We start from the raw sequence: 18803 nt of genomic DNA, 5'->3' as shown, positions 1-18803 counted from the left end.
TCCGCGCTCAGGAAGGTGCACCATGTTCCGACGTCCGACCGCCGCGGTGGCCGCGGCGCTGCTGTCCCTGGCCGCCGTCCTCCCGGCCACCGCGCTGCCGTCCGCTCCCGTCCAGGCCCAGGAGCAGGTGCTGACCTGGACCGCGGACAACGACATCACCCGCTACAAGTCCGCGCCGAGCACCGCGGCGCCCGGCCCGACGACGATCGTCTTCGAGAACAGCGAGGCCACCGGCAACACCACCGGCATGCCGCACACGCTCACCTTCGACACCTCCACGCCCGGCTACAACCACGACGTGGAGCTGAACATCCTGGCCAACCCGTTCGACGCGCGCAACGGCAGGCACGAGGCCGCGGTGACGCTCACCCCGGGCAAGTACCGCTACCTGTGCACGATCCCCGGCCACGGCACGATGTCCGGCGAGTTCACCGTGACCGAGGGTGGTGAGGACACCACCCCGCCGACCGCGGCCGGCGAGGTCACCGGCCCGCGCGACGCCGCCGGCAACTACCTCGGCAGCGCCACGGTCACCGTGACCGCCTCCGACGCGGGCTCGGGGGTGGCGTCGGTCGAGTACGAGGTGGACGACACCGGCTTCGCGCCCTACACCGCGCCGGTCCGCGTCACGGCGGTCGGCGACCACTCCGTGCAGTACCGGGCGACCGACCGGGCGGGCAACACCTCCGAGATCGGCTCGGTGTCGTTCCGCGTGGTCGAACCGCCGTCCGACACGACACCGCCCGAGGTGGCCGCCGACGTCGCGGGGACCAAGGACGCGCAGGGCAACTACGTCGACAAGGCGACCGTCACCATCACCGCGACCGACGCGGACTCGGGCGTGCGCGGCCGGGAGTACCAGCTGCACTCCGGGCCGTGGACGGCCTACACCGCGCCGGTCGAGGTCACCGCGCCCGGATCGCACATGGTCCACTTCCGCGCGACGGACAACGCGGGCAACACCTCGCCGGAGGGCATGGTGGCCTTCACCGTCGTCACCACGCCGGTCGACACCGAGCCGCCGACGACGTCCGCCGTGGTGTCCGGGGCCAGGAACCCCGACGGCGCCTACCTGGACACCGCGACCGTGACGATCACCGCGACGGACGCGCAGTCGGGCGTCGACCGGGTCGAGTACGCGCTCGACAGCGGCGAGTGGACCGCGTACTCGTCGTCCGTCGTGGTCGGCACGGCGGGCAGCCACACCGTGCGGTACCGCGCCACCGACAAGGCCGGCAACGCCGCCGAGGTGAAGTCCGCGTCCTTCGCCGTGGTGAAACCGGGTGCGGACGCCTGCCCCGACTCCGACACGCGGCCGACGGTGGTCATCGGGGACGAGGACACCCGGGTCGCGAACGTCGACACCGGCGACGGTTGCACCGTCAGCGACCTCGTCGACCAGCACGGCGAGCACCCCGACCACGGTGCCTTCGTCCGGCACGTCGACCTCGTCACCACCGACCTGGTGGCCAGGGGCGTGCTGACCACGAGGGAGCAGGCCGTCATCGTGCGCGCGGCCTCGCGATCCGACATCGGCGAGTAGTTCCTTCCACCGCAACAGGGAGAACCGAGATGACCAGACGGACCGCACCCGCGCTCGCCACCTTGAGCGCCATCGTCGCCGCGTCGGTGCTGGGCGCCGCCCAGGACGCGCGCGCGGACCTGGTGATGTACTGCGTCGGCAGCGGCGGCGCCGTCACGGTCCCCAGCGACCTGTACGTGCCGCCGGGCGAGTCGTGCTCGTTGACGGGCACCACCGTCACCGGCAACGTGCGCGTGGCCGCCGGCTCGAACCTCGTGATCACCGGCGGCACGGTCAACGGTTCGGTCAAGGTCGCGGCCGACGGCTACCTCGACTCGACCGACACCAGGGTCGACGGCGGGATCACCCTCGCGGCCGGCGGCTTCGGGCTCTACCTGAACAACACCGACGTCGGCGGCGTGGTCGTCGAGCCGAAGGGCACGGCGACCATCGAGGGCTTCCTGTTCGTCGAGCGTGGTTCGAGGATCGACGGCGACCTCACCTCGGGCGTCGGCGAGGTCAGCGTGACCGGCAGCGAGGTCACCGGCGACGTCGGCACCACCGCGGCGTACTTCACCGACCTGCACGACAGCTTCGTGGACGGCGCGCTGTCCGTGCTGAACAACCCGACCGGCAGCGTCGTCTGCGGCACCGCCGTCGGCGGTCGGGCCACGTTCGCCGGCAACCTCGGCGGCGTGCAGCTCGGCCCGAACGGCGGCCTCGACAGCTGCGCCTCCGGCGGCTACTTCGCCCGGGACGTCGGCATCTCGAACACGACCGGCGGCCGCACGACCCTGGACGACAACATCGTCAACGGCGTCCTCCGGCTGACCGCGAACAACCCGGTGGCCGAGGTGGCGGCGAACAACAGCATCCGCGGCGGGATCGTCGGCGACCACTCCGCACCCACCCTGTCCGCCGCCGCCGACGGCGTTCGCGGCACCGCCGAGGAACGCGCCCGTGAACGACGTGCGCAAGCCGCCGCGACCACCACCGCGAAGGGCGCGGCACGCCTCTGACACCCGGAATCACCGGCGGTCCGCGCTCCCACACAGCGGGCACGTGCGGGAACGGACCGCCGGCGGGCACGTGCGGCGGGTCAGAAGTGGGTGGCGATCCCGAACGCCTCGCGCAGCCGGGCCATGTCGTGGCGGTCCCGGTCGGTCGGCTCGTAGCCCTGGTGGAAGTAGACCTGCTGCTCGGCGGACAGGCAGGGCACGGTGCGGTTCAGGATCGTGCCGGTGACGAAGCACGCGGCCGGGTAGGCGAACGGGCGCCCTGGTTCCGGCGAAGCCTGCGTCGCGCTCCCGTCGGCGGCGAAGACGAGCGGGTGCAGGTCGATCTCGCGGCCCTTCGCGTCCGCGACGACGAAGCGCACCGGACGCCAGTCGACCGATTCGGCGAACCCCGCTTCGGCGAGGGTCGCGAGGACGGCCGGCTCCTGTTCACCGCGGTGCATGAGGTCCAGGTCCCGGTGTGGGCGGGTCTGCCTGCCCAGCAGGGCGTCGACGCCCCAGCCACCGCCGATCCACACGTCGCTGCCGGCCTCCCGCAGGGCGTCCAGGATCTCCAGCACGTCGTCGCCGGTCACCCTCGCCGTTCCTCCCCGCTCTCGCCGGAGCGGCGATCCTATCGAGGCCGGTGCGTGATCCGGGGCCGGTGGGGACGGCGGGTGGTGTGCCGGTCGCCCGCGTTCACGGCACCGCGCGACCGCTCATCGTCCGGGCCGGCCCGTGGCGGCGGGCTTCGACACGTCCTTGGCGCCGGTCGCGGAGTTGATCGCCGCCGCGTAGTCCGCCACGGTCTGCCCCGGCTTCGAGCACAGGCGCATGTCGGAGTAGCGCCACATGAAGCCGCCGTAGATCGGCGTGGTCGTGCCCATCTCCCGCAACGCCTGCCCGACCTCCTCCGGCGAGTCGCCTTCGCGGCAGTCCGAGCCGTGCTTGCACCACAGCCCGGGGTCGACCGCCAGGCCCAGCTCGCCCACCCACTCCGCGGGGTCGTTGTCCCCGCCTCCCGCGTAGCACTGCAGGTAGACGCGGTCCACCAGGGAGCCGAGTTCCCTCGCGACTTCCTTCCAGTAGTCCACTTCCTCGTAGGGCACGAAGGTGAACTTCCGGTACCCGATCCCCTCCGCCATCCTGGCGAACTCCACGGTCGAGTCCACGTCGTAGCACGACTCGTCGTCGCTGTTGAGCGCGTCGACCCGGAGCTCGTCCTGCAAGGCCTTGAAGTTGCGGTACAGGATGCTGTCCGGCCCGGTCCCGCCGTCGTCGCTGCGCCGCAGGACCAGGCTCTCGATGTTCTCCCAGTCGGCGGCGCCGTAGGAGCCGATCGAGACCTCGACGCGACCGACCTTCGAGTCCGGCCTGGTCTTCAAGGACGCCACCCAGGTCGGCCAGCCCTCGTCGCCGCAGTACTCCCCCTCCGACACGATCAGGTTCTCGTTGTAGTAGAGGTCGCCGTTCTCGTGGACGTGCAGGCTCCAGAGGATCGCGGTGTCGAACCCGGAGGCCGCCAGTTCCGCCGCGGTCTCCTCGGTGCCGGGATAGGGGCCGTCGACGTAGACGGCGGACCGCCCACCCGCCCCCGACCTCGGTTGCACGATTGACTTTCCCATTGCTGACTCCCACTCGGAGTTGTGCCGGCCGCGCTCAGCCACCCGCGGTACTACCCGGCGGTGCGACCCCCATGTGCGCGGTCCGGCACGTCCACTCGGACGAGTCGCGAGGGCTCAGCCCTCCGGGGACCGCGGTCACGCCACGTCCACGTGACCCGGAACCGGCCTCACGCGGACCGCCGGGTTACCCCGTCACCTGATCCGGGCTCACCGCACCACCCGGCCGGGCGACAACCAGGCCGGTCACGGCGACCGGTGCTGCTCTCGCTCGCCTCGTTCGCCCCGGCCCGCGACCGCCCGCGAGCGTGGCTGCGACGCCGCATCGCCGCCGACTACCGGGCCCTGGCCGACGCGGAGACCTTCGGGCCGAGCGCGATCGACGACCTGCTCGCCGACGGCCGCGTCCTGACCGGCGCGGCGGTCGTCACGCCCGCACCCGTCCGCCCCGACGACGCCGTCACCCTGCTCCGCCTGGCCACCCCACCCGGCCCCCGCCAGGAGCACTGGGACGTCCTGGCCGGGCACCCGGACGGGCCGACCGCCCAGGCGCTCGCCAACCCGCTCGTGGTGGCCCTCGCCCGAACCGCGTACGCCGACGCCCCCGGCGACCCCACCGAACTCACCGACACCGGCCGCTTCCCCACCCCCGCCGCCGTCGAGCACCACCTGCTGGACGCCTTCGTCCCGACCCTCTACACCCGCGCTCACCGCCAGGACACCGCCCGGCGCCGCCGGGACCCGGCTCGGGCCCCGCACCACCTGACGCACCTCGCCGCCGGGCTGCGACGACAGGGCACCTACGACCTGGCCTGGTGGCAGCTGCACCGCTGGGCGCCGACGACCGCTTCACCCTGGCGGCGCGTGGTGCTGTGGATGTCCGTCGCGGCGTTGCTCGACCTCCTGATGGGCGCGACCTGCTGCGTCTTCAGCCTCGGCAGGGGCAGCTTCACCGCCTCCCTCGACGCCGCGTCGGCCGGGCTCGTGGGCGGTGCGGTCGTCGGCGTCGGCTTCGCCGCCCTGAGGTGGATCAAGAACCCCAGCGGTCTCCGCGACGTCGTGACGCCCGCGTCGTCCGTTCGAGCGGATCGCCTCCTCGACACTTCAGCCGTGTGCCTCGTGGTGGCCCTGAACGCGTCGGCGTGGGCGCACTACACCAGCGCACGGCTCCTGCCGGCGGCCCGTGGACGCCTCCCGTGGCGGCTCCAGGCGTTCCTCGCCGAAGCCCACCGCCTGGGGTTCCTGCGCCAGGTCGGCGCCACCTACCAGTTCCGCCACGCACGCCTGCAAGACCACCTCGCCGCGCGACACGACCACCTGGCCGCCCCGTGGGCCGCCTCGACCCCGCCACCTCCGCACGCGGCCGGAACCCACACGTCCAACCAGAGCGGCTGACCCGAGCCGGACCCGAATCCGCTGGCTCGACCGCCCCTCCCGACCCACAATGGCGTCGATGCGCCCAGCCCCTGCCGACACCCTCGCCGGGATGCTCCAGCGCGGCCGCGGCCGGGGAGCGATGCTCGCGACCACCGACCCGACCTCCGCCGACCTCGTCCACGACTGCGTCGTGCACGACTACCGCTGGGACTGGCAGGTCGACGACCGAGCGGTGTACCTGGCGCGACTGGTCCGCGATCTCGCCCTGCCCCTGCACCCGATCACCGCACTGCTCCGGGACACCGGGGACGACCAGACGGCCCTCACCCTCGCCTCCCTGCTGGTGGCCCTCGGCACCGCCGGGTCCCGCGAGGCCGTCACCGCCGTCCGGGACCACGTCCGCGGCGGCCCGCACTGGATCGACGTGCTCGAAACCGCAGCCGCCGAATGGCCCCGCGCCTGGTGGGACGACCTCGCCGGCACCGCGCGGCGCCGCCTGACCCCGGACGACCGGCGTGGCCTGCTCTGGCGCAGCGACCCCTGGCTGACCTGGGAGCGGCGGCACGCCTGGGCCACCCGTCCCGCAACCGACCGCGCTCCCGGCCGACCCGACCCGCACCGCGACCGCCCCACCGGCGAACTGCTCGCCCTGCTCCGCGACCGCGACGTGCCAAGAGCCGCGAAGACCCAGGCCTTGTTCGAGATCGCCCGACGCGGTCCGGAACCCGCACTGCTGGACCTGGCGGAGCACCTCATCCTAGACACCCCTGTGCCCGGACTCGGCCGTGCCCTCCAACCGCTGGGACCGCGGGCCGCCGACCACGCGCGCCGCTGGTCGGCGGACCCCGACCACCCCCTCCGCCGGATCGCGACCCGCGTCCTCGCCGCGCACGGCGACCACCGGGACGTCGAGCTGATGCTGTCCACCCTGGAACGCCCACCTGGCGAGGACTGGTGCGGCTACGACGTCGCGGCCACCGGCCTCGCCCGGCTGTCGCGGCTGTCGGGTTCGACGGCAGACCACCACGCCGCGGCGCACCGGGCCGTCCCCGTCCTGCGACGACTGTGGTCGGACACCCCCCACTCCTACGAACGGGCCGCGTACCTCGACGCGTTGGTCGCGCTCAGCCCCGTCTCATCGGACCACCTGCTGGTCGAAGGCCTGTGGGACTGCGAGGAACAGGTCCGGGCGTTCGCCGCCGCACGCGCGCCGCTCACCCGGGAAACCCGGGCGCGCCTGCGCGACCTGGCCGACGACCCGATCGACACCACGCCCGTGCGCACCGCGGCCGCGGCCCGCCTGGCCTGAGCGCACAGGCCGGGTCAGATCAGACGTTGACCGGGCTGTTGTGGTACGCGGCCAGCTTCCACTGCCCGCCCTGGCGCACGACGATCCACGACGCCCTGATCTCCCGGCTCGGGTGGACTTCGGTCTCGTCGGGCGCTAGCACGCCACCCTTGGTGACCAGCACCGCGCTGTCGTCGTTGAGCATCTTGAGGTGGATGGGCTCGCCGGTGACCCTGGTGCCCCGGTACGCGCCCTGGAAGGCCTGGGCCATGTAGGCGCGGATGTCCTCTTTGCCCTTGCGGTACAGGCCCGGCAGGATCATCGTGCCGTCGTCGATGAAGAGGTCGGCGAACGCGGCGGCGTCGTGCGCCTGCCACGCCGATGTCAGGTTCACGGGCAGTGCCGCGATCGCGGCGCGGTCGGCGGCACCCGGTTCGGTTCGGACCTGGTCTTCGGTACTGGCCATGTCTTCCTCTCTTGCCGTGCGTCTGCCTGCTTCGCGGTACGACGTGGCGTCCGAACCGGGATCACGCCGCGGTCGAACCGCAGCCCCGCCAGACCCTCCACAGTGGACTCTCCGTCAGCTCCCCAGGACAACGCGGGATCCAGCGGCCACGTCCCGCAGATCGCCGAGAACCGCGTCGGGACGTTCACGACGGGCAGCGGCCCTCGCCCGGTGTGCAGTGCCGCCGTTCACGCCACGAGGTCGACCACCTCGTCCAGCCGGACGCCGTGCCCCGACGGCCAGTGCTTGCCTGCCAAGGACTTCCGCGGTGCCGCTCCGAACGCGGCGGCCACATCGTTCGCGTACAACGGATCGCGCGACACTTTCCCGCTATTCTACATGGTCGACGCCTGGCCGGCCAACGCCTCGGCTCACCAATTTCCCACGACCCGAACCACACCAACGAGAACTCCGCCCGAACCCGCACCGCCGCCCGACGAGCCGCCGCGGCACACCGGGTTCGCACCCGGCCACCGGCACGTGCTCGCGCGCGGTTCGTAGACTGCTCGCCGTGCACGAGGTGGAGCTCGGTTCGGTGACCTGTCCGTCCGGGCAGCTGGTGCTGGTGGACGGCGGGTACCTGGGGCTGTGGTCCGGCGACCGCTCCCCGGACGAGGTGGGCGGACCCGGCGGGGTCGCGGCGGTCGACTTCGAGGTCGTCGGTCCCGACGCGGACGCCGCCGCGCGGTCGTTCGACCACCAGTCCGGTCGCCGGCTGTACGACATCCCCGAGCACGCGGCGGAGCGGTTCGCCGCGAAGTTCGACGAGCACTGCAGTGCGCGCGGGCTCAGCGCTTCGCCGCACCGGTTCCCCCGCCGGATCCCGCACCGCGAGCGGGTGCGGCACGCGATCGCGGCGGGCGACCCGGACTTCCTGGTCACCGGTGTGCCGGTCGTCCCGGTCGGCGGCGTGCCGACCGACCGGGCGCTGCGGGTGGCGGCCACGCGCGGGCAGTGGGGCTGGGCCCGCATCCGCATCGAGCTCGGCGACGGCGAGGTGGCCGAGCGCCGCCCGCTCACGCGGATCAGGATCGACCACGCCCGGTTCGCCTTCGCCGACGCGGACGCGCTCGGCTCCTGGGTCCACGACGATTCCCTGGACGGCCTCGCCGACGTGGTGTTCTGGGGCGGGGACGAGGACGAGGTCGCCACCGAGTTCGGTGCGGGTCGCACCGGCACGCCGGGTGACGACGCCTACGGCTGGCTCTCCCTCCCGATCCGGGAGGCGTACCGGCGGGCGGTCGCCTTGGAGGAGCGCAAGAGGTCCGAGCCGGAGCGCAGGTTCGCCCTCGACTTCCGCCCGCACTCGCACCACTGGCAGGTGATGGCGGCCGTCCGGGCCGCCGACCACGAGGCCGCCACCCTCGCGGTCGGCGGCGCCGACGTCATGATGGCGATGACCTCCATCGGTGACGGGTTCTTCCCCGTCCACCTGGACGTGGACGCGACGGGCGCACCGGTCGCCGTCGACATCGCCATCGACCGCTGACGCCGGGCACCGGCGCAAACGCCGCCGAGCGCACCACGCCGCAATCCGGCCGGCCCACGACAACCGCCGCTCGGAGAGATCGGCGTTCTTGCGTTGCGCGTGCGTGGACAATGGCCGCAGCCGACGATCGGAGGCCGCATGGACGTCACGGACGTCATCCGCGCGCTCGAACACCTGCCCGGCCTCCGGGTGACCGCCGTCGCGAACGGCGTCCGCGTGCACGTGCCCGCCCTCGACGACGCGGTCCTGATCGACGCCGACGCGGTCCGCCGGTGCCGCGACATCCGCGCGCCCGACGGCGACCCCGCCGTGGAGTTCGTGATGGGCGACGAGCACGGCGTGTGGCCGTTGATCCTCACCCCGGACGACGTCGTGTTCCAGCCGGTGGGCACCGGGGCCGTGCTGGACTCGGCCATCGAGTACCGGATCGCCGACGCGCCCCACGTCGTGGCCTACTCCGAGATGGAGCACGCCGCCGAGCACGCGGCCCTGACGAGCGAGCGGCCGGGTTCGATCGAGCTGGTCGCGGTCGGCGCGTCGCTGGTGCTGGTGCGGTGCCAAGTCGTCGCGGCCACGCTCGTCGGGATGCGGCCCGTGCGCGCGGTGGCGTGGTGGCGGCGCGCCTGGGAGGCGCTCGGCGGCGACCTGCCGTTCCCGCCGTTCCGCCCCGACCCGCTGTGGGACGAACTGGTGGCCGACGCGGCTCGGATCTCGGTGACGCCGGCCGGGCGACCCGACCACGCCGCCGAACCCGTCGACATCGCGGCCTTCCGCCGGCTGGAGCCCGGGTTGACCGTCGTGGGCCTGGACGACGAGTTCGTGGCGACGTGGCGCGCGTGGGCGCCGATCAGCCCCTCCCGGTTCGCCGCGACGCTGCTGCACCGGCTCGACGGGGCGCGCGCCGACCTCGTGCTGTACCCCGGCGGGACCGGCAGCGTCGACCTCGTCCTGCGCGAGGGCGCCGCCACCGCGCTGCTCCAGTTCAGCTGGTCGAACCGGGTCGAGCTGAGCGTGGACGAGGTCCGCCTCGACGAACCCCTCCGGCGCACCGGCCTGTTCCAGCGGATGATGTTCAACGTCGACCGGTTGGCCGTGCTGCTGGGTTTCGCGCGGACGACGGTCCTGGCCACCGACATCGGCGGCATCGCGTTCGCCACGATGGGCTACCCGCGCGACCCGGAGCTGGTCCGGGCGCTGCGGCACCACCGCTGACCCGATCGGTCAGGGGAGCAGTTCGCGCCGCAGCCGCGTCATGGCCTCCGGGCCCACGGCGGCCTCGGTCGCCCGGAGCAACGTCGCGCAGAAGTCCTTGGTGCGGGCCAGGCCCGCCCGTGCGGTGGCGATCTCGGCGTGGATCCCGGCGCCCTTGGCGGCGGCGGTGCGCAGGTCCCGCAGCTCCCGCGCCCGGACCGCGCGCACGCCCTCGGCCACGGCGTGCGCGTACGGGCCGCGGTCGAGTTCGGCTCCCGCGCCCGCCTCCTCGACCAGGTTCGCCACGTCGCGCGACGGCAGGAAGAACAACGTCGTGGTGGAGAACGCGCTCAGCGACGCCTGCCTGGTCCACCGCGTCAGCAGACCGGACTTCTGGTCCACGACCGGGGCGAGCTCCGGGTAGAACAGCGGGTCGACGGTGGCCAGCAGCGGCTTCGCGTCCGACAGCCGCAGCCGCAGCGCCCCGACCTCGCGCACCTGCTCGGCCAGCACGCCCTCGAACTCCGCCGAGGTCCGCGGCCCGGGCGAGTCGCCGGCCAGCTCCTCGGCGAGCACGAGCAGCCGCTCGCCGCGCACACACAGGTCCTGGAGGGCGAGCACCACGCCGACGACGTGCGCCGCGACCTCGGCGTCGCGCCCGGACCGCCGACCGTCGAGGAACCGCACCCAGTGTGACGACAAGATCTCCGCGAGCTTCGCCACCAACTCGAACATCGGACACCCTCCGCCGGAAGATCACCGAGTGTAGCGACGTTCCGCCACGCCGGCGGCGTGCCTTGCGCGGTCCGGAACCACGTCGCGCGAGGTGCGCTCCCTCGGACCGGTCAGCCGCCCAGCAGGCGGCCGTCGTCCGCGCCGTAGTACAGCAGCCTGCCGGGCGCGGCGGCGACGGTGAGGGACGTGCCGAGGGTGGGCTCCTCCTGCTCCGGCACGGTGAGGCTGATCAGCGTGCCGTCCGGGCAGTCGAGGGTCACCAATGACGAGACACCCAGGTTCTCGACCGTGGACACCCGGCCCGTGATGCCCTCGCCGGCCGGCGCCAGGTACTCGGGCCGCACGCCCACCACGACGGGGGTGCCGTCGGCCAGTCCCGGCGGGCCCGGCAGCCTGGTCCCGGCGCACTCGACGTGACCGTCGCGGGTCCGGGCCCCGATCAGGTTCATCGGGGTGGAGCCGATGAAGTTCGCGACGAACGTGTCGGCGGGCCGTTGGAACACCTCGCGCGGCGTGCCCAGCTGGCGGATCCGGCCCGCCTCCATCACCGCGATCCGGTCGGCCAGCGCCAGCGCCTCGGCCTGGTCGTGGGTCACGAAGACGGTCGTGAGCGCCAGCTCGTGCTGCAACCGCTTGAGGAACGTCCTGGCCTCCAGCCGCAACCGGGCGTCCAGGTTGGACAGCGGCTCGTCCAGCAGCAGGACGTCGGCGCCCGCGGCGACGGCCCGCCCCAGCGCCGCCCGCTGCTGCTGACCGCCGGACAGCTGACCGGGCCTGCGGTCGAGCAGCGCGGACAGGCTCAGGCCCTCGGCCACCTCGACCGCCGCTTCCCGTTGCCGCGCTTTGGGCGCACGGCGCACGCGCAGCGGGTAGGCGATGTTCTCCGCCACCGTCATGTGCGGGAACAACGCGTAGTCCTGGAACACCATCGCCACCCCGCGCCCGCCGGGTGGCAGGCGGGTCACGTCGCGCGACCCGATCGCGATGGCGCCCGCCGAGGGCAGCTCGAGGCCGGCGATCGTGCGCAGCAACGTGGTCTTGCCGCAGCCGGACGGTCCGAGCAGCGCGAACAGCTCGCCGTCCACGACGCCCAGGTCGAGGCCGTCCACCGCGCGCACCCCGTTCGGGTACACAGTGGACAGACCGGTGATGTCGATGCCCGCCATCAGCTCTTGATCCCCCCGTGGAATCGGAACCCGTAGCGCTTGTCGACGACCAGGTACAGCAGCACGACCGGGATGGAGTACAGCAGCGAGAACACCGGGATCACGGTCAGGTTGGCGCTGCCGCCCTCGTCCTGCAACGTCCGGATCAGCACCGCGGCCGGCTGCTTGCCGACGTCGCGCAGCAGCAGGAACGGCAGCAGGAAGTTGCCCCACGCGTTGACGAACGACCACACCAGGATCATCGCCAGCCCCGGCCTGGCGGTCGGCAGCACCACGTGCCCGAGCACCTGCCGGGGCGAGGCGCCGAACACCCGCGCGGACTCCTCGTACGAGCGCGGCACGGAGTCCACGAAGTCCTTCAGGATGAAGATGGCGGCGGGCAGCATGCCGCCCGCGATCACCAGCGCCGTGCCGAAGCGGGAGTCGATGAGCCCGAGCTGCAGCATCAGCACGAACAGCGGCACCATGGCCGCGGTGCCCGTGACCACGCTGGACAGCAACAGCAGCACGTAGAGCAGCACGTCCCGGCCGGGGATGCGCACGCGGGAGAGCGCGTAGGCGGCCAAGGCGGCGAACGCCGTCGTCACCGCGGTCGCCACCAGGCACAGCACCAGCGAGTTGACCAGCGACCGCACCACGTACGGGTGGCCGAGGGTGGCGATGACGTTCGCCGACGTCCACTCCGGCCAGCGGATGCCGAAGCCCGGCCGCGTGTCGAACGGCGCGCCGGCCAGCCACAGCATCGGCACCGCGAAGAACGCCAGCACCACCGCGATCAGCACGTGGAAGCCGATCCGGCGCACCACCGACCCCGGTGTCACGCGCGCCTGCGCAACAGCCGCAGGTACACCAGCGCCACCGCCAGGTTCCCGACCAGCAGCAGCAACGACATCGCCGACGCGTACCCGAGCCGGCCGCTCTCCAACGCCTGCCGGTAGATCAGCACGGGCAGCACCTCCGACTCGTGGTTCGGGCCGCCCGCGGTGAGCAGGAACGGCGTGAAGTCGTTGGCCGTCCACAGGCTGATCAGCAGCGTGTTGGTCAGCACGTGCGCGCGGATGTGCGGGAACACCACGTCGCGCACGGTCTGCCAGCCGCCCGCGCCGGCCAGCCGGGCGGTCTCCAGGTGCGACGGCGGCACGGCTCGCAGCGCGGAGTTGTACAGCAGCATGGAGAACGCCGTGCCGCGCCAGGTGTTGAACACGATCAGGCTCGCCATCGGGTACTCGACCAGCCACGCCGTCCCCGGTTGGCCGAGGAGCAGGCCGAGCGTGCCGCCGTCCCGGCTCAGCACGGCGAACCACAGGTAGGCGACGACGGGACCGGGCAGGATCCACGCCAGCAGCACGAAGGCCTCGACGACGCGCCGCAGCCGCGGCCGCACCCGGCGCAGGAGCCAGGCGAGCGCGAAGCCGAGCGCGTTCTGCCCGACGAGCGCGGAGCCGAGCACGAACAGCGCGGTCAGCCAGAGCGAGTTGGCGAACAGCGGGTCGGCCAGCGCGGTGGCGAAGTTGTCCAGGCCGACCACGCTCGGCTCGGCCGCGGCCGGTCCGGTCAGCTGGTAGTCGGTGATCCCGATGTAGAGCGTCCACAGCGCCGGGAACACCAGGAACAGGCCGATCAGCAGCAGCGCCGGCGCGAGGAACCCGATCGCCCGCGTCGTGCCGAGCCCCGCCGGGTCGCGGTCCTCAGCCGCCCGCAACGGCGTCCTCGCCGACCGCCTCGACCAGCGCGTCGTGGTAGGACCTCGCGGCGTCCTCCGGGCTCTTGCCCGCCACCACGTCGGCGGTCGCCTGCCGCAACGCCGCCGACACCTTCGGGTAGTCCGCCAGGCCGGGCCGGTAGCGGGTGATCGGCAGCACGCGTTCGGCGATGAAGGCCAGCATCGGGTCGCCCGCCAGCACCTCGTCGTTCACGTCGGTGCGCTGGGTGACCTGCGCGGCGCCCGCCAACGCCGACTTGACCGCCTCGGCCGAGTTGAGGAACTCCATGAGCTCCCACGCCTGCCGCGGGTACGGCGTGTTCGGGTTGACCACCCGCACGCCGCCACCGGACATGCTGACGAAGTCCTGGCCGCCGACCCCGGCGCCGGGCACGCGGGCGGGGATCAGCGCCCACCCGACGGCCGTGTCGCGGTCGGCCATCTTGGCGACGCCGACGCGCGGCTCGACCACCGAGCGCCAGAAGTAGTCGCTCTCCATCAGGATGCCGATCTTGTTCTCGGCGAACAGCGCGAAAGACCGGTCACGGCCCTTCGCCTCCTGCTGGAGGATCGGGTCGCCGAGCCCGTCCCGGTAGACGCGCTGGTAGAGCGAGAGGACGTCCTTGACGCCGGCCGTGGCGCCCTGCCACTTGCCGTCCTCGTGCACGGCCGTGCCGGTGCCCACCAACGCGGGCAGCACGCCCTGCATCGTGGTGGCCTCGCCCATCGCGGTGCCGGCGTTGAGCTGCAGCGGCCAGACCCCGGGCAGCGACTTGAGCTTCGCGGCGGTGTCGAGGACGTCGTCCCAGCTGCGCGGCTGCCAGTCGGTGGGCAGGCCGGCCTGCGCGAACAGCTTCTTGTTGTAGAACAGCACCCGGCCGTCGGTGCCCATCGGCACGCCGTAGCGCCGGCCGTCGAACTCGCCGAGGCCCTGCACGGCGGCGGGGATCTGCCGCCAGCCGTCCCACGAGTCGACCTCGTCCCCGCCGACGACGTCGTCCAGCGGCTCGACCAGACCGGCCTGGGCGAACTCACCGAGCCAGATGCCGTCCAACTCGACGACGTCACCGCCGCCGCCGGTCTTGAGGTCCAGCGCGACCTTCGTCTTGAAGTCCTCGTCGCCGGCGCCGTTCTGCTCGAAGCGGACCGTGGCGTCCACGCCCTTGGCCTTCTGCGCCTCGGTGAACCTGGGGATCACCCAGTTCGCGATCCAGTCCGCGCCGCGCGCGTTCTTCCCGCCCGCCACCGCGTTGGCCGTGATCGTCAACGTGACTTCCCTGGCGTCGGCGTTGCGGGCCGGGTCCTCGTCCCGCGCCTGGCCGAGGCACCCCGCGAGCAGGCCCGTCACCGACAGCAGGACGACCGTTGTCCGCCGCATCGCGCCTCCCGCGAGAGTGCACGCCACTACGCCACCTCTCAACATGGCACCCCGGCTGTTCGACCGCAGCACCTCCGGCCGTCATCACCCGTTTGATGGCCGGACACCGGCGGCCCGGCGACCCGGCGGGCCCGAGCACTGGATTGATCTCGAACGGCTCACGAATCGGCCAACACCGGTGCGTTCGCGCCCGCCGACTGGGAACGTTCCGCGCCACGACCGGCTGGGGGAACCCCGATGCGTGCGATCAGCGCCCGCACCTCCGCCGGTTGCCGGAAGGAATCACGCGGTGAACCAGACCGACTCGTCCGCCCTCGTCATCCCCGCCGTCATCGGCGCGGTGATCGGCCTCTTCCTGATCGTGGCCATGTGGAAGGTCTTCGCGAAGGCGGGCAAGCCCGGGTGGGCGGCGATCATCCCGCTCTACAACATCTACGTGCAGCTGAAGATCGTGGGCCGTCCCGGCTGGTGGCTGATCCTGTTCTTCATCCCGGTCGTCAACATCGTCATCTCGCTGCTCGTCGCGATCGACATGGCGAAGTCGTTCGGCAAGGGCAGCGGGTTCGGCGTCGTCGGCCTCTGGCTGTTCGGGTTCGTCGGCTACCCGATGCTCGCCTTCGGCAGCGCCACCTACCGGGGCCCGGCGGCCGCCTGACCGCACACCCGGGACCCCGGTTCGGCCACCTCCGTCCACGAGACGTCGGTGGCCGAGCCGGGGTTTTCCTTTGCACGGCCCCGCACGGCGCGTGGACCACACGAACAGGTGACCTCCGACCTCCGGCCGACCTCCAGGGGAAAACCGCAGGTCATGGATGAGATCGACCCGAACCCGCCTGCGGCGGCGGCTGGGTGTTGCGCCTGCCCGACACCTGGCGATACGTTGCGTAGTCGTGTCGATGCGCTAGGGATACAGCCGGGGTTGACGATGGTCATGACGCGCCGCACGGCGGTTCACGCGGTTCTTGCCCTGACGGCGTCGCTCGCCCTCGCGCCGCCGGCCGTCGCCGAGGCGAACGCGTCACCGAACGCGGTCGTCGTCTGGGACCTCAACGCGCAGACCGCCATCTGGGACGTCGCGCAGCAGTCGCCGCCACAGGTCGCCGGACGCGGTTTCGCGATGGTCAGCGGCGCCGTCTACGACGCGGTGAACGCGATCGCCGGCACGCCGTACGAGCCCTACCTCGTCGCACCGCGGGCCAACGGGCGCGAGTCGACGGACGCCGCCGTCGGCACGGCCGCCTACCGGGTGCTGGACGCGATCTTCCCGGCACAGCGGGAAAGGCTGCGCACGCAGTACCACCAGTGGCTCGCCGGCATCCCCGAGGGACCGGCGAAGCGCGACGGCATCCGGGTCGGCGCACAGGCCGCCGCCGCGATGATCACGGCACGGCAGGACGACGGCGCCTTCGACCCCCGGCCCTGGACCGTCGGCACGGAGCCGGGCCAGTACCGCCCCACTCCCCCTGGCTTCGAGAACACGGGAGCCTGGGTGGGTTTCCTGAAGCCGTTCGCCGTTCCGGACGCGACCATGTTCCGCACCCCGGGGCCGCCGGCGGTCACGAGCCACGCGTACGCCCGCGATTTCGACGAGGTCAAGCGGTTGGGCTCGGCGACGAGCACCGCCCGCACCGCGGACCAGACCGACGCGGCGCTCTGGTGGCACGACCGACGTTCCGTCAGCTGGGGGATGAAGCGGGACCTCGCCGTCACCCAACGACTCGACGTCCTGGAGACCGCGCGCTTCTACGCGCTGGCGGACGTCACGGGCGCGGACGGCGCGATCGCGTGCGCGAACGACAAGGAGTTCTGGCACTTCTGGCGGCCGATCACCGCCATCCGGTCCGCCGACACCGACGGCAACCCCGCCACCGCGGCCGACCCCGGCTGGACCCCGCTGGTGACGACCCCGCCGAACCCCGACTACCCCTCCGGCCACACGTGCCGCACGGCCGCGCAGATGACGGCGTACGCGCACTTCTTCGGCCGGGACCGCGTCCCCTTCAGCGCGTTCAGCGTCGACAGCGGCACCACGCGGCACTTCGACAGCTTCTCGCAGGCGACCGCCGAGGTCGTCGGAGCCCGCATCTGGGCAGGCATCCACTTCCGGTCCGCGGACGTCGACGGCACCGCGCTCGGCACGGCCGTCGGCAACCACATCACGAAGCGCTACTTCCAGCCGCGGCGATGACCCGCCGCACGGGCGCGCGGCTCAGTCGTCGCGGCCGGGATCGTCGCCGGCCGCCCGGCGGAGTTCGACTATCCGCACGACGCGGCCCATGGGTTCGCTGAACGAGGCCACGATCTTCGCGATGCCCGCGCACACGGCGAAGACGAACAGGCCCAGCGCCCAGACCGGCGTCCCCTGGGCCACGAAGTGCACCATCACCGCGCCGAGGTCCTTCAAGGCCAGCACGGTGGCGGAGACGAGCACGGCTAAGACCCCGATGCCGAGCACTAGCAGGCGCCGCCCCTGGCGATCGAAGCGGGCACGCGGCGCGGCGTGACGAACGTCATTGTCCATGCCCGCCAACGTAGTGGCCCATGCCGAGGCCACGACATGCCGAAACCACCAAGGCGAGCCGCGCATTTCTGTCGACGTTCTCCAAAGCCGCCCGCACCACGTGCGCGCTACCTCCGGCTGCCGGGCGACGGCGAGGCGATCCGCGGGTCTCGCGGTCAGAACGTGGCGATCGGGTTGACCGGGCTGCCGGACGTGCCGGCGAAGCGAACCGGCGCCACCGCGAGCTGGAAGTCCCACTGGCCGAGCTCGGCGGCGGTCGTCGCGCACGCCTCCAGGTCGCAGTTGTCGAGCAACCACAGGCCCATCGCGACGAGACCCACGGCGTGCACCGGCATCAACACGTCCTCGTACCCCGACGGCTGAACGTCCTGAGGGGTGTCGGCGCCGATCAGCGCGACCCCGCGTTCGTGCAGCCACGGCAGGCAGGACGCGTGCCAGCCGGCCTGCGTGAAGCCGCCGGACGGGCCGGCCTCGTGCCGGGCGCGGCCATGGCCGGTACGCAGGAGCACCGCGTCGCCGGACCGCACCCGCACGCCCTGCCGGCGTTCGGCCTCCTCCAGGTCCTCGGGGAACACGCCCTGCCCCGGTTCCAGCCACGGCACATCGCGGACCCTCGCGACATCCAGCAGGACGCCACGCGTGACGATCCCGTTCGCCGCCGCCGTGACAGCCGCCCACGCCGATCCCGTCGCGGGGTCGACCAACGAGTGCGACCGCCCGTTGTACATCGTGCCGTCCCAGAAGAGGTGGCACGGCGAGTCGACGTGGGTCACGGTGTTGCCGTGGAACGTGAGGCCGAGCCGCTCCAAGGAGAAGCCCCACCGCCGGTCGTTGCGGAAACCGGGCACCGGCATGTTCTCGGCGCCGGGCATGTCGGCCGCGCACGGGCACGTCGTGGTCGCCCGCTCCATCTCCTCCGGCACGGCGACCTCCCACGCGCACGACACGCCCCGGCCGTGGCGCACGGCCCGCGCCGCCGCCAGCCGGACGTCGTCGGTGATGTGGTTCAGCGTGCCGAGCTCGTCGTCGTCGCCCCAGCGCCCCCAGTTCGACAGCGTGTCGAAGTACCCGAGCACGTCGTCCTGCGTGGGCATCGGTCGCTCAGCCGTCATCCCAGCATCGACTCCTCCGGTCACGCCGCCGCTCCGGAGCAAGGGTATGGCACGCCTGTGGCGCCGTGACGACTCGGCCGTCGGGCACGGTGCGCGGACGTGGGGGGGGGGGGGGGGGGGGGGGGGGGGGGGGGGGGGGGGGGGGAGGCGGGCGAACCACCAACACACCAAATGGACGCTGCCCCATCGCGGTGGAGCGG

General features: G+C 72.7%; 19 protein-coding genes. 8 read left to right on the top strand and 11 right to left on the bottom strand.

Going from position 1 to position 18803, the window contains the following annotated elements:
• The first annotated feature begins 22 nt into the window (after positions 1 to 22).
• Together ACZ7GX_RS16195 and ACZ7GX_RS16190 are read left to right on the top strand one after the other, a co-directional pair.
• A complete protein-coding gene (locus ACZ7GX_RS16195; RefSeq protein WP_498777279.1) occupies positions 23 to 1543 on the top strand; it encodes an OmpL47-type beta-barrel domain-containing protein in 1521 nt (506 codons plus the stop codon).
• Between the two features lie 29 nt (positions 1544 to 1572).
• Complete coding sequence (locus ACZ7GX_RS16190; RefSeq protein ID WP_498777277.1) at positions 1573 to 2541, top strand: hypothetical protein; 969 nt, start codon at positions 1573 to 1575, stop codon at positions 2539 to 2541.
• An 80-nt stretch (positions 2542 to 2621) separates the two neighbouring features.
• Here the strand turns inward: ACZ7GX_RS16190 and ACZ7GX_RS16185 are convergent, their stop codons facing one another.
• Positions 2622 to 3113, bottom strand: a complete 492-nt coding sequence (locus tag ACZ7GX_RS16185; RefSeq protein WP_498777275.1) for a nucleotidyltransferase domain-containing protein — start codon at positions 3111 to 3113, stop codon at positions 2622 to 2624.
• 123 nt (positions 3114 to 3236) lie between these two features.
• Positions 3237 to 4142, bottom strand: coding sequence for a lysyl endopeptidase (locus tag ACZ7GX_RS16180; RefSeq protein WP_498777273.1), 906 nt, complete (start codon positions 4140 to 4142; stop codon positions 3237 to 3239).
• A 255-nt stretch (positions 4143 to 4397) separates the two neighbouring features.
• Here ACZ7GX_RS16180 and ACZ7GX_RS16175 point away from each other — a divergent pair, with 255 nt between their 5' ends.
• Together ACZ7GX_RS16175 and ACZ7GX_RS16170 are read left to right on the top strand one after the other, a co-directional pair.
• The gene (locus ACZ7GX_RS16175; RefSeq protein WP_498777271.1) at positions 4398 to 5534 is read left to right on the top strand and encodes a hypothetical protein; all 1137 of its coding nucleotides are present in this window, start codon (positions 4398 to 4400) and stop codon (positions 5532 to 5534) included.
• Between the two features lie 58 nt (positions 5535 to 5592).
• Positions 5593 to 6825, top strand: coding sequence for a hypothetical protein (locus ACZ7GX_RS16170; protein ID WP_498777269.1), 1233 nt, complete (start codon positions 5593 to 5595; stop codon positions 6823 to 6825).
• A gap of 19 nt (positions 6826 to 6844) precedes the next feature.
• Here the strand turns inward: ACZ7GX_RS16170 and ACZ7GX_RS16165 are convergent, their stop codons facing one another.
• Positions 6845 to 7270, bottom strand: coding sequence for an SgcJ/EcaC family oxidoreductase (locus tag ACZ7GX_RS16165; RefSeq protein ID WP_498777267.1), 426 nt, complete (start codon positions 7268 to 7270; stop codon positions 6845 to 6847).
• Positions 7271 to 7497: 227 nt separating this feature from the next.
• On the bottom strand, positions 7498 to 7632 hold the full coding sequence (locus ACZ7GX_RS16160) for a hypothetical protein (protein WP_498777265.1): 135 nt from the start codon (positions 7630 to 7632) through the stop codon (positions 7498 to 7500).
• Between the two features lie 188 nt (positions 7633 to 7820).
• On the opposite strand from ACZ7GX_RS16160, the gene ACZ7GX_RS16155 reads away from it, so the two are divergent.
• Both ACZ7GX_RS16155 and ACZ7GX_RS16150 read left to right on the top strand, forming a co-directional pair.
• A complete protein-coding gene (locus ACZ7GX_RS16155; protein ID WP_498777263.1) occupies positions 7821 to 8798 on the top strand; it encodes a hypothetical protein in 978 nt (325 codons plus the stop codon).
• A 138-nt stretch (positions 8799 to 8936) separates the two neighbouring features.
• Positions 8937 to 10010, top strand: a complete 1074-nt coding sequence (locus ACZ7GX_RS16150; RefSeq protein ID WP_498777261.1) for a hypothetical protein — start codon at positions 8937 to 8939, stop codon at positions 10008 to 10010.
• Positions 10011 to 10019: 9 nt separating this feature from the next.
• On the opposite strand, the gene ACZ7GX_RS16145 is transcribed toward ACZ7GX_RS16150, so the two are convergent.
• The 5 genes from ACZ7GX_RS16145 to ACZ7GX_RS16125 all read right to left on the bottom strand — a co-directional run bounded on the left by ACZ7GX_RS16145 (position 10020) and on the right by ACZ7GX_RS16125 (position 14970).
• Positions 10020 to 10724 (bottom strand): hypothetical protein, encoded by a 705-nt coding sequence (locus ACZ7GX_RS16145; RefSeq protein ID WP_498777259.1) that lies wholly within the window; start codon positions 10722 to 10724, stop codon positions 10020 to 10022.
• A 110-nt stretch (positions 10725 to 10834) separates the two neighbouring features.
• On the bottom strand, positions 10835 to 11890 hold the full coding sequence (locus ACZ7GX_RS16140) for an ABC transporter ATP-binding protein (protein ID WP_498777257.1): 1056 nt from the start codon (positions 11888 to 11890) through the stop codon (positions 10835 to 10837).
• Complete coding sequence (locus ACZ7GX_RS16135; RefSeq protein ID WP_498777255.1) at positions 11890 to 12711, bottom strand: ABC transporter permease subunit; 822 nt, start codon at positions 12709 to 12711, stop codon at positions 11890 to 11892. The genes ACZ7GX_RS16140 and ACZ7GX_RS16135 overlap by 1 nt, the downstream gene beginning before the upstream one ends.
• On the bottom strand, positions 12708 to 13592 hold the full coding sequence (locus ACZ7GX_RS16130; protein ID WP_498777253.1) for a carbohydrate ABC transporter permease: 885 nt from the start codon (positions 13590 to 13592) through the stop codon (positions 12708 to 12710). Before ACZ7GX_RS16130 ends, ACZ7GX_RS16135 begins: the two co-directional genes overlap by 4 nt.
• Positions 13579 to 14970: an extracellular solute-binding protein gene (locus ACZ7GX_RS16125; protein WP_498777251.1), complete on the bottom strand. Its 1392-nt coding sequence runs from the start codon at positions 14968 to 14970 to the stop codon at positions 13579 to 13581. The genes ACZ7GX_RS16130 and ACZ7GX_RS16125 overlap by 14 nt, the downstream gene beginning before the upstream one ends.
• Positions 14971 to 15259: 289 nt before the next feature.
• Between ACZ7GX_RS16125 and ACZ7GX_RS16120 the strand changes: the two genes are divergently transcribed.
• Both ACZ7GX_RS16120 and ACZ7GX_RS16115 read left to right on the top strand, forming a co-directional pair.
• Positions 15260 to 15625 (top strand): DUF5684 domain-containing protein, encoded by a 366-nt coding sequence (locus ACZ7GX_RS16120; protein WP_498777249.1) that lies wholly within the window; start codon positions 15260 to 15262, stop codon positions 15623 to 15625.
• 276 nt (positions 15626 to 15901) lie between these two features.
• Complete coding sequence (locus ACZ7GX_RS16115; protein ID WP_498777247.1) at positions 15902 to 17158, top strand: vanadium-dependent haloperoxidase; 1257 nt, start codon at positions 15902 to 15904, stop codon at positions 17156 to 17158.
• Between the two features lie 21 nt (positions 17159 to 17179).
• Here the strand turns inward: ACZ7GX_RS16115 and ACZ7GX_RS16110 are convergent, their stop codons facing one another.
• Together ACZ7GX_RS16110 and ACZ7GX_RS16105 are read right to left on the bottom strand one after the other, a co-directional pair.
• Positions 17180 to 17491, bottom strand: coding sequence for a hypothetical protein (locus ACZ7GX_RS16110; RefSeq protein ID WP_498777245.1), 312 nt, complete (start codon positions 17489 to 17491; stop codon positions 17180 to 17182).
• A gap of 155 nt (positions 17492 to 17646) precedes the next feature.
• A complete protein-coding gene (locus ACZ7GX_RS16105) occupies positions 17647 to 18603 on the bottom strand; it encodes a cyclase family protein (RefSeq protein ID WP_498777243.1) in 957 nt (318 codons plus the stop codon).
• Between the last annotated feature and the right edge of the window lie 200 nt (positions 18604 to 18803).

Source organism: Actinosynnema sp. NPDC037264 (assembly GCF_055603705.1).
This window is presented reverse-complemented; position numbering and strand designations above follow the sequence as displayed.

Excerpts from the sequence above, each read along its gene's own strand:
- ACZ7GX_RS16140 (WP_498777257.1), bottom strand. The coding sequence starts at position 11,890 with ATGGCGGGCATCGACATCACCGGTCTGTCCACTGTGTACCCGAACGGG.
- ACZ7GX_RS16170 (WP_498777269.1), top strand. The coding sequence starts at position 5,593 with ATGCGCCCAGCCCCTGCCGACACCCTCGCCGGGATGCTCCAGCGCGGC.
- ACZ7GX_RS16195 (WP_498777279.1), top strand. The coding sequence starts at position 23 with ATGTTCCGACGTCCGACCGCCGCGGTGGCCGCGGCGCTGCTGTCCCTG.
- ACZ7GX_RS16110 (WP_498777245.1), bottom strand. The coding sequence starts at position 17,491 with ATGGACAATGACGTTCGTCACGCCGCGCCGCGTGCCCGCTTCGATCGC.
- ACZ7GX_RS16115 (WP_498777247.1), top strand. The coding sequence starts at position 15,902 with ATGACGCGCCGCACGGCGGTTCACGCGGTTCTTGCCCTGACGGCGTCG.
- ACZ7GX_RS16190 (WP_498777277.1), top strand. The coding sequence starts at position 1,573 with ATGACCAGACGGACCGCACCCGCGCTCGCCACCTTGAGCGCCATCGTC.
- ACZ7GX_RS16145 (WP_498777259.1), bottom strand. The coding sequence starts at position 10,724 with ATGTTCGAGTTGGTGGCGAAGCTCGCGGAGATCTTGTCGTCACACTGG.
- ACZ7GX_RS16180 (WP_498777273.1), bottom strand. The coding sequence starts at position 4,142 with ATGGGAAAGTCAATCGTGCAACCGAGGTCGGGGGCGGGTGGGCGGTCC.
- ACZ7GX_RS16125 (WP_498777251.1), bottom strand. The coding sequence starts at position 14,970 with ATGCGGCGGACAACGGTCGTCCTGCTGTCGGTGACGGGCCTGCTCGCG.
- ACZ7GX_RS16165 (WP_498777267.1), bottom strand. The coding sequence starts at position 7,270 with ATGGCCAGTACCGAAGACCAGGTCCGAACCGAACCGGGTGCCGCCGAC.
- ACZ7GX_RS16105 (WP_498777243.1), bottom strand. The coding sequence starts at position 18,603 with ATGACGGCTGAGCGACCGATGCCCACGCAGGACGACGTGCTCGGGTAC.
- ACZ7GX_RS16150 (WP_498777261.1), top strand. The coding sequence starts at position 8,937 with ATGGACGTCACGGACGTCATCCGCGCGCTCGAACACCTGCCCGGCCTC.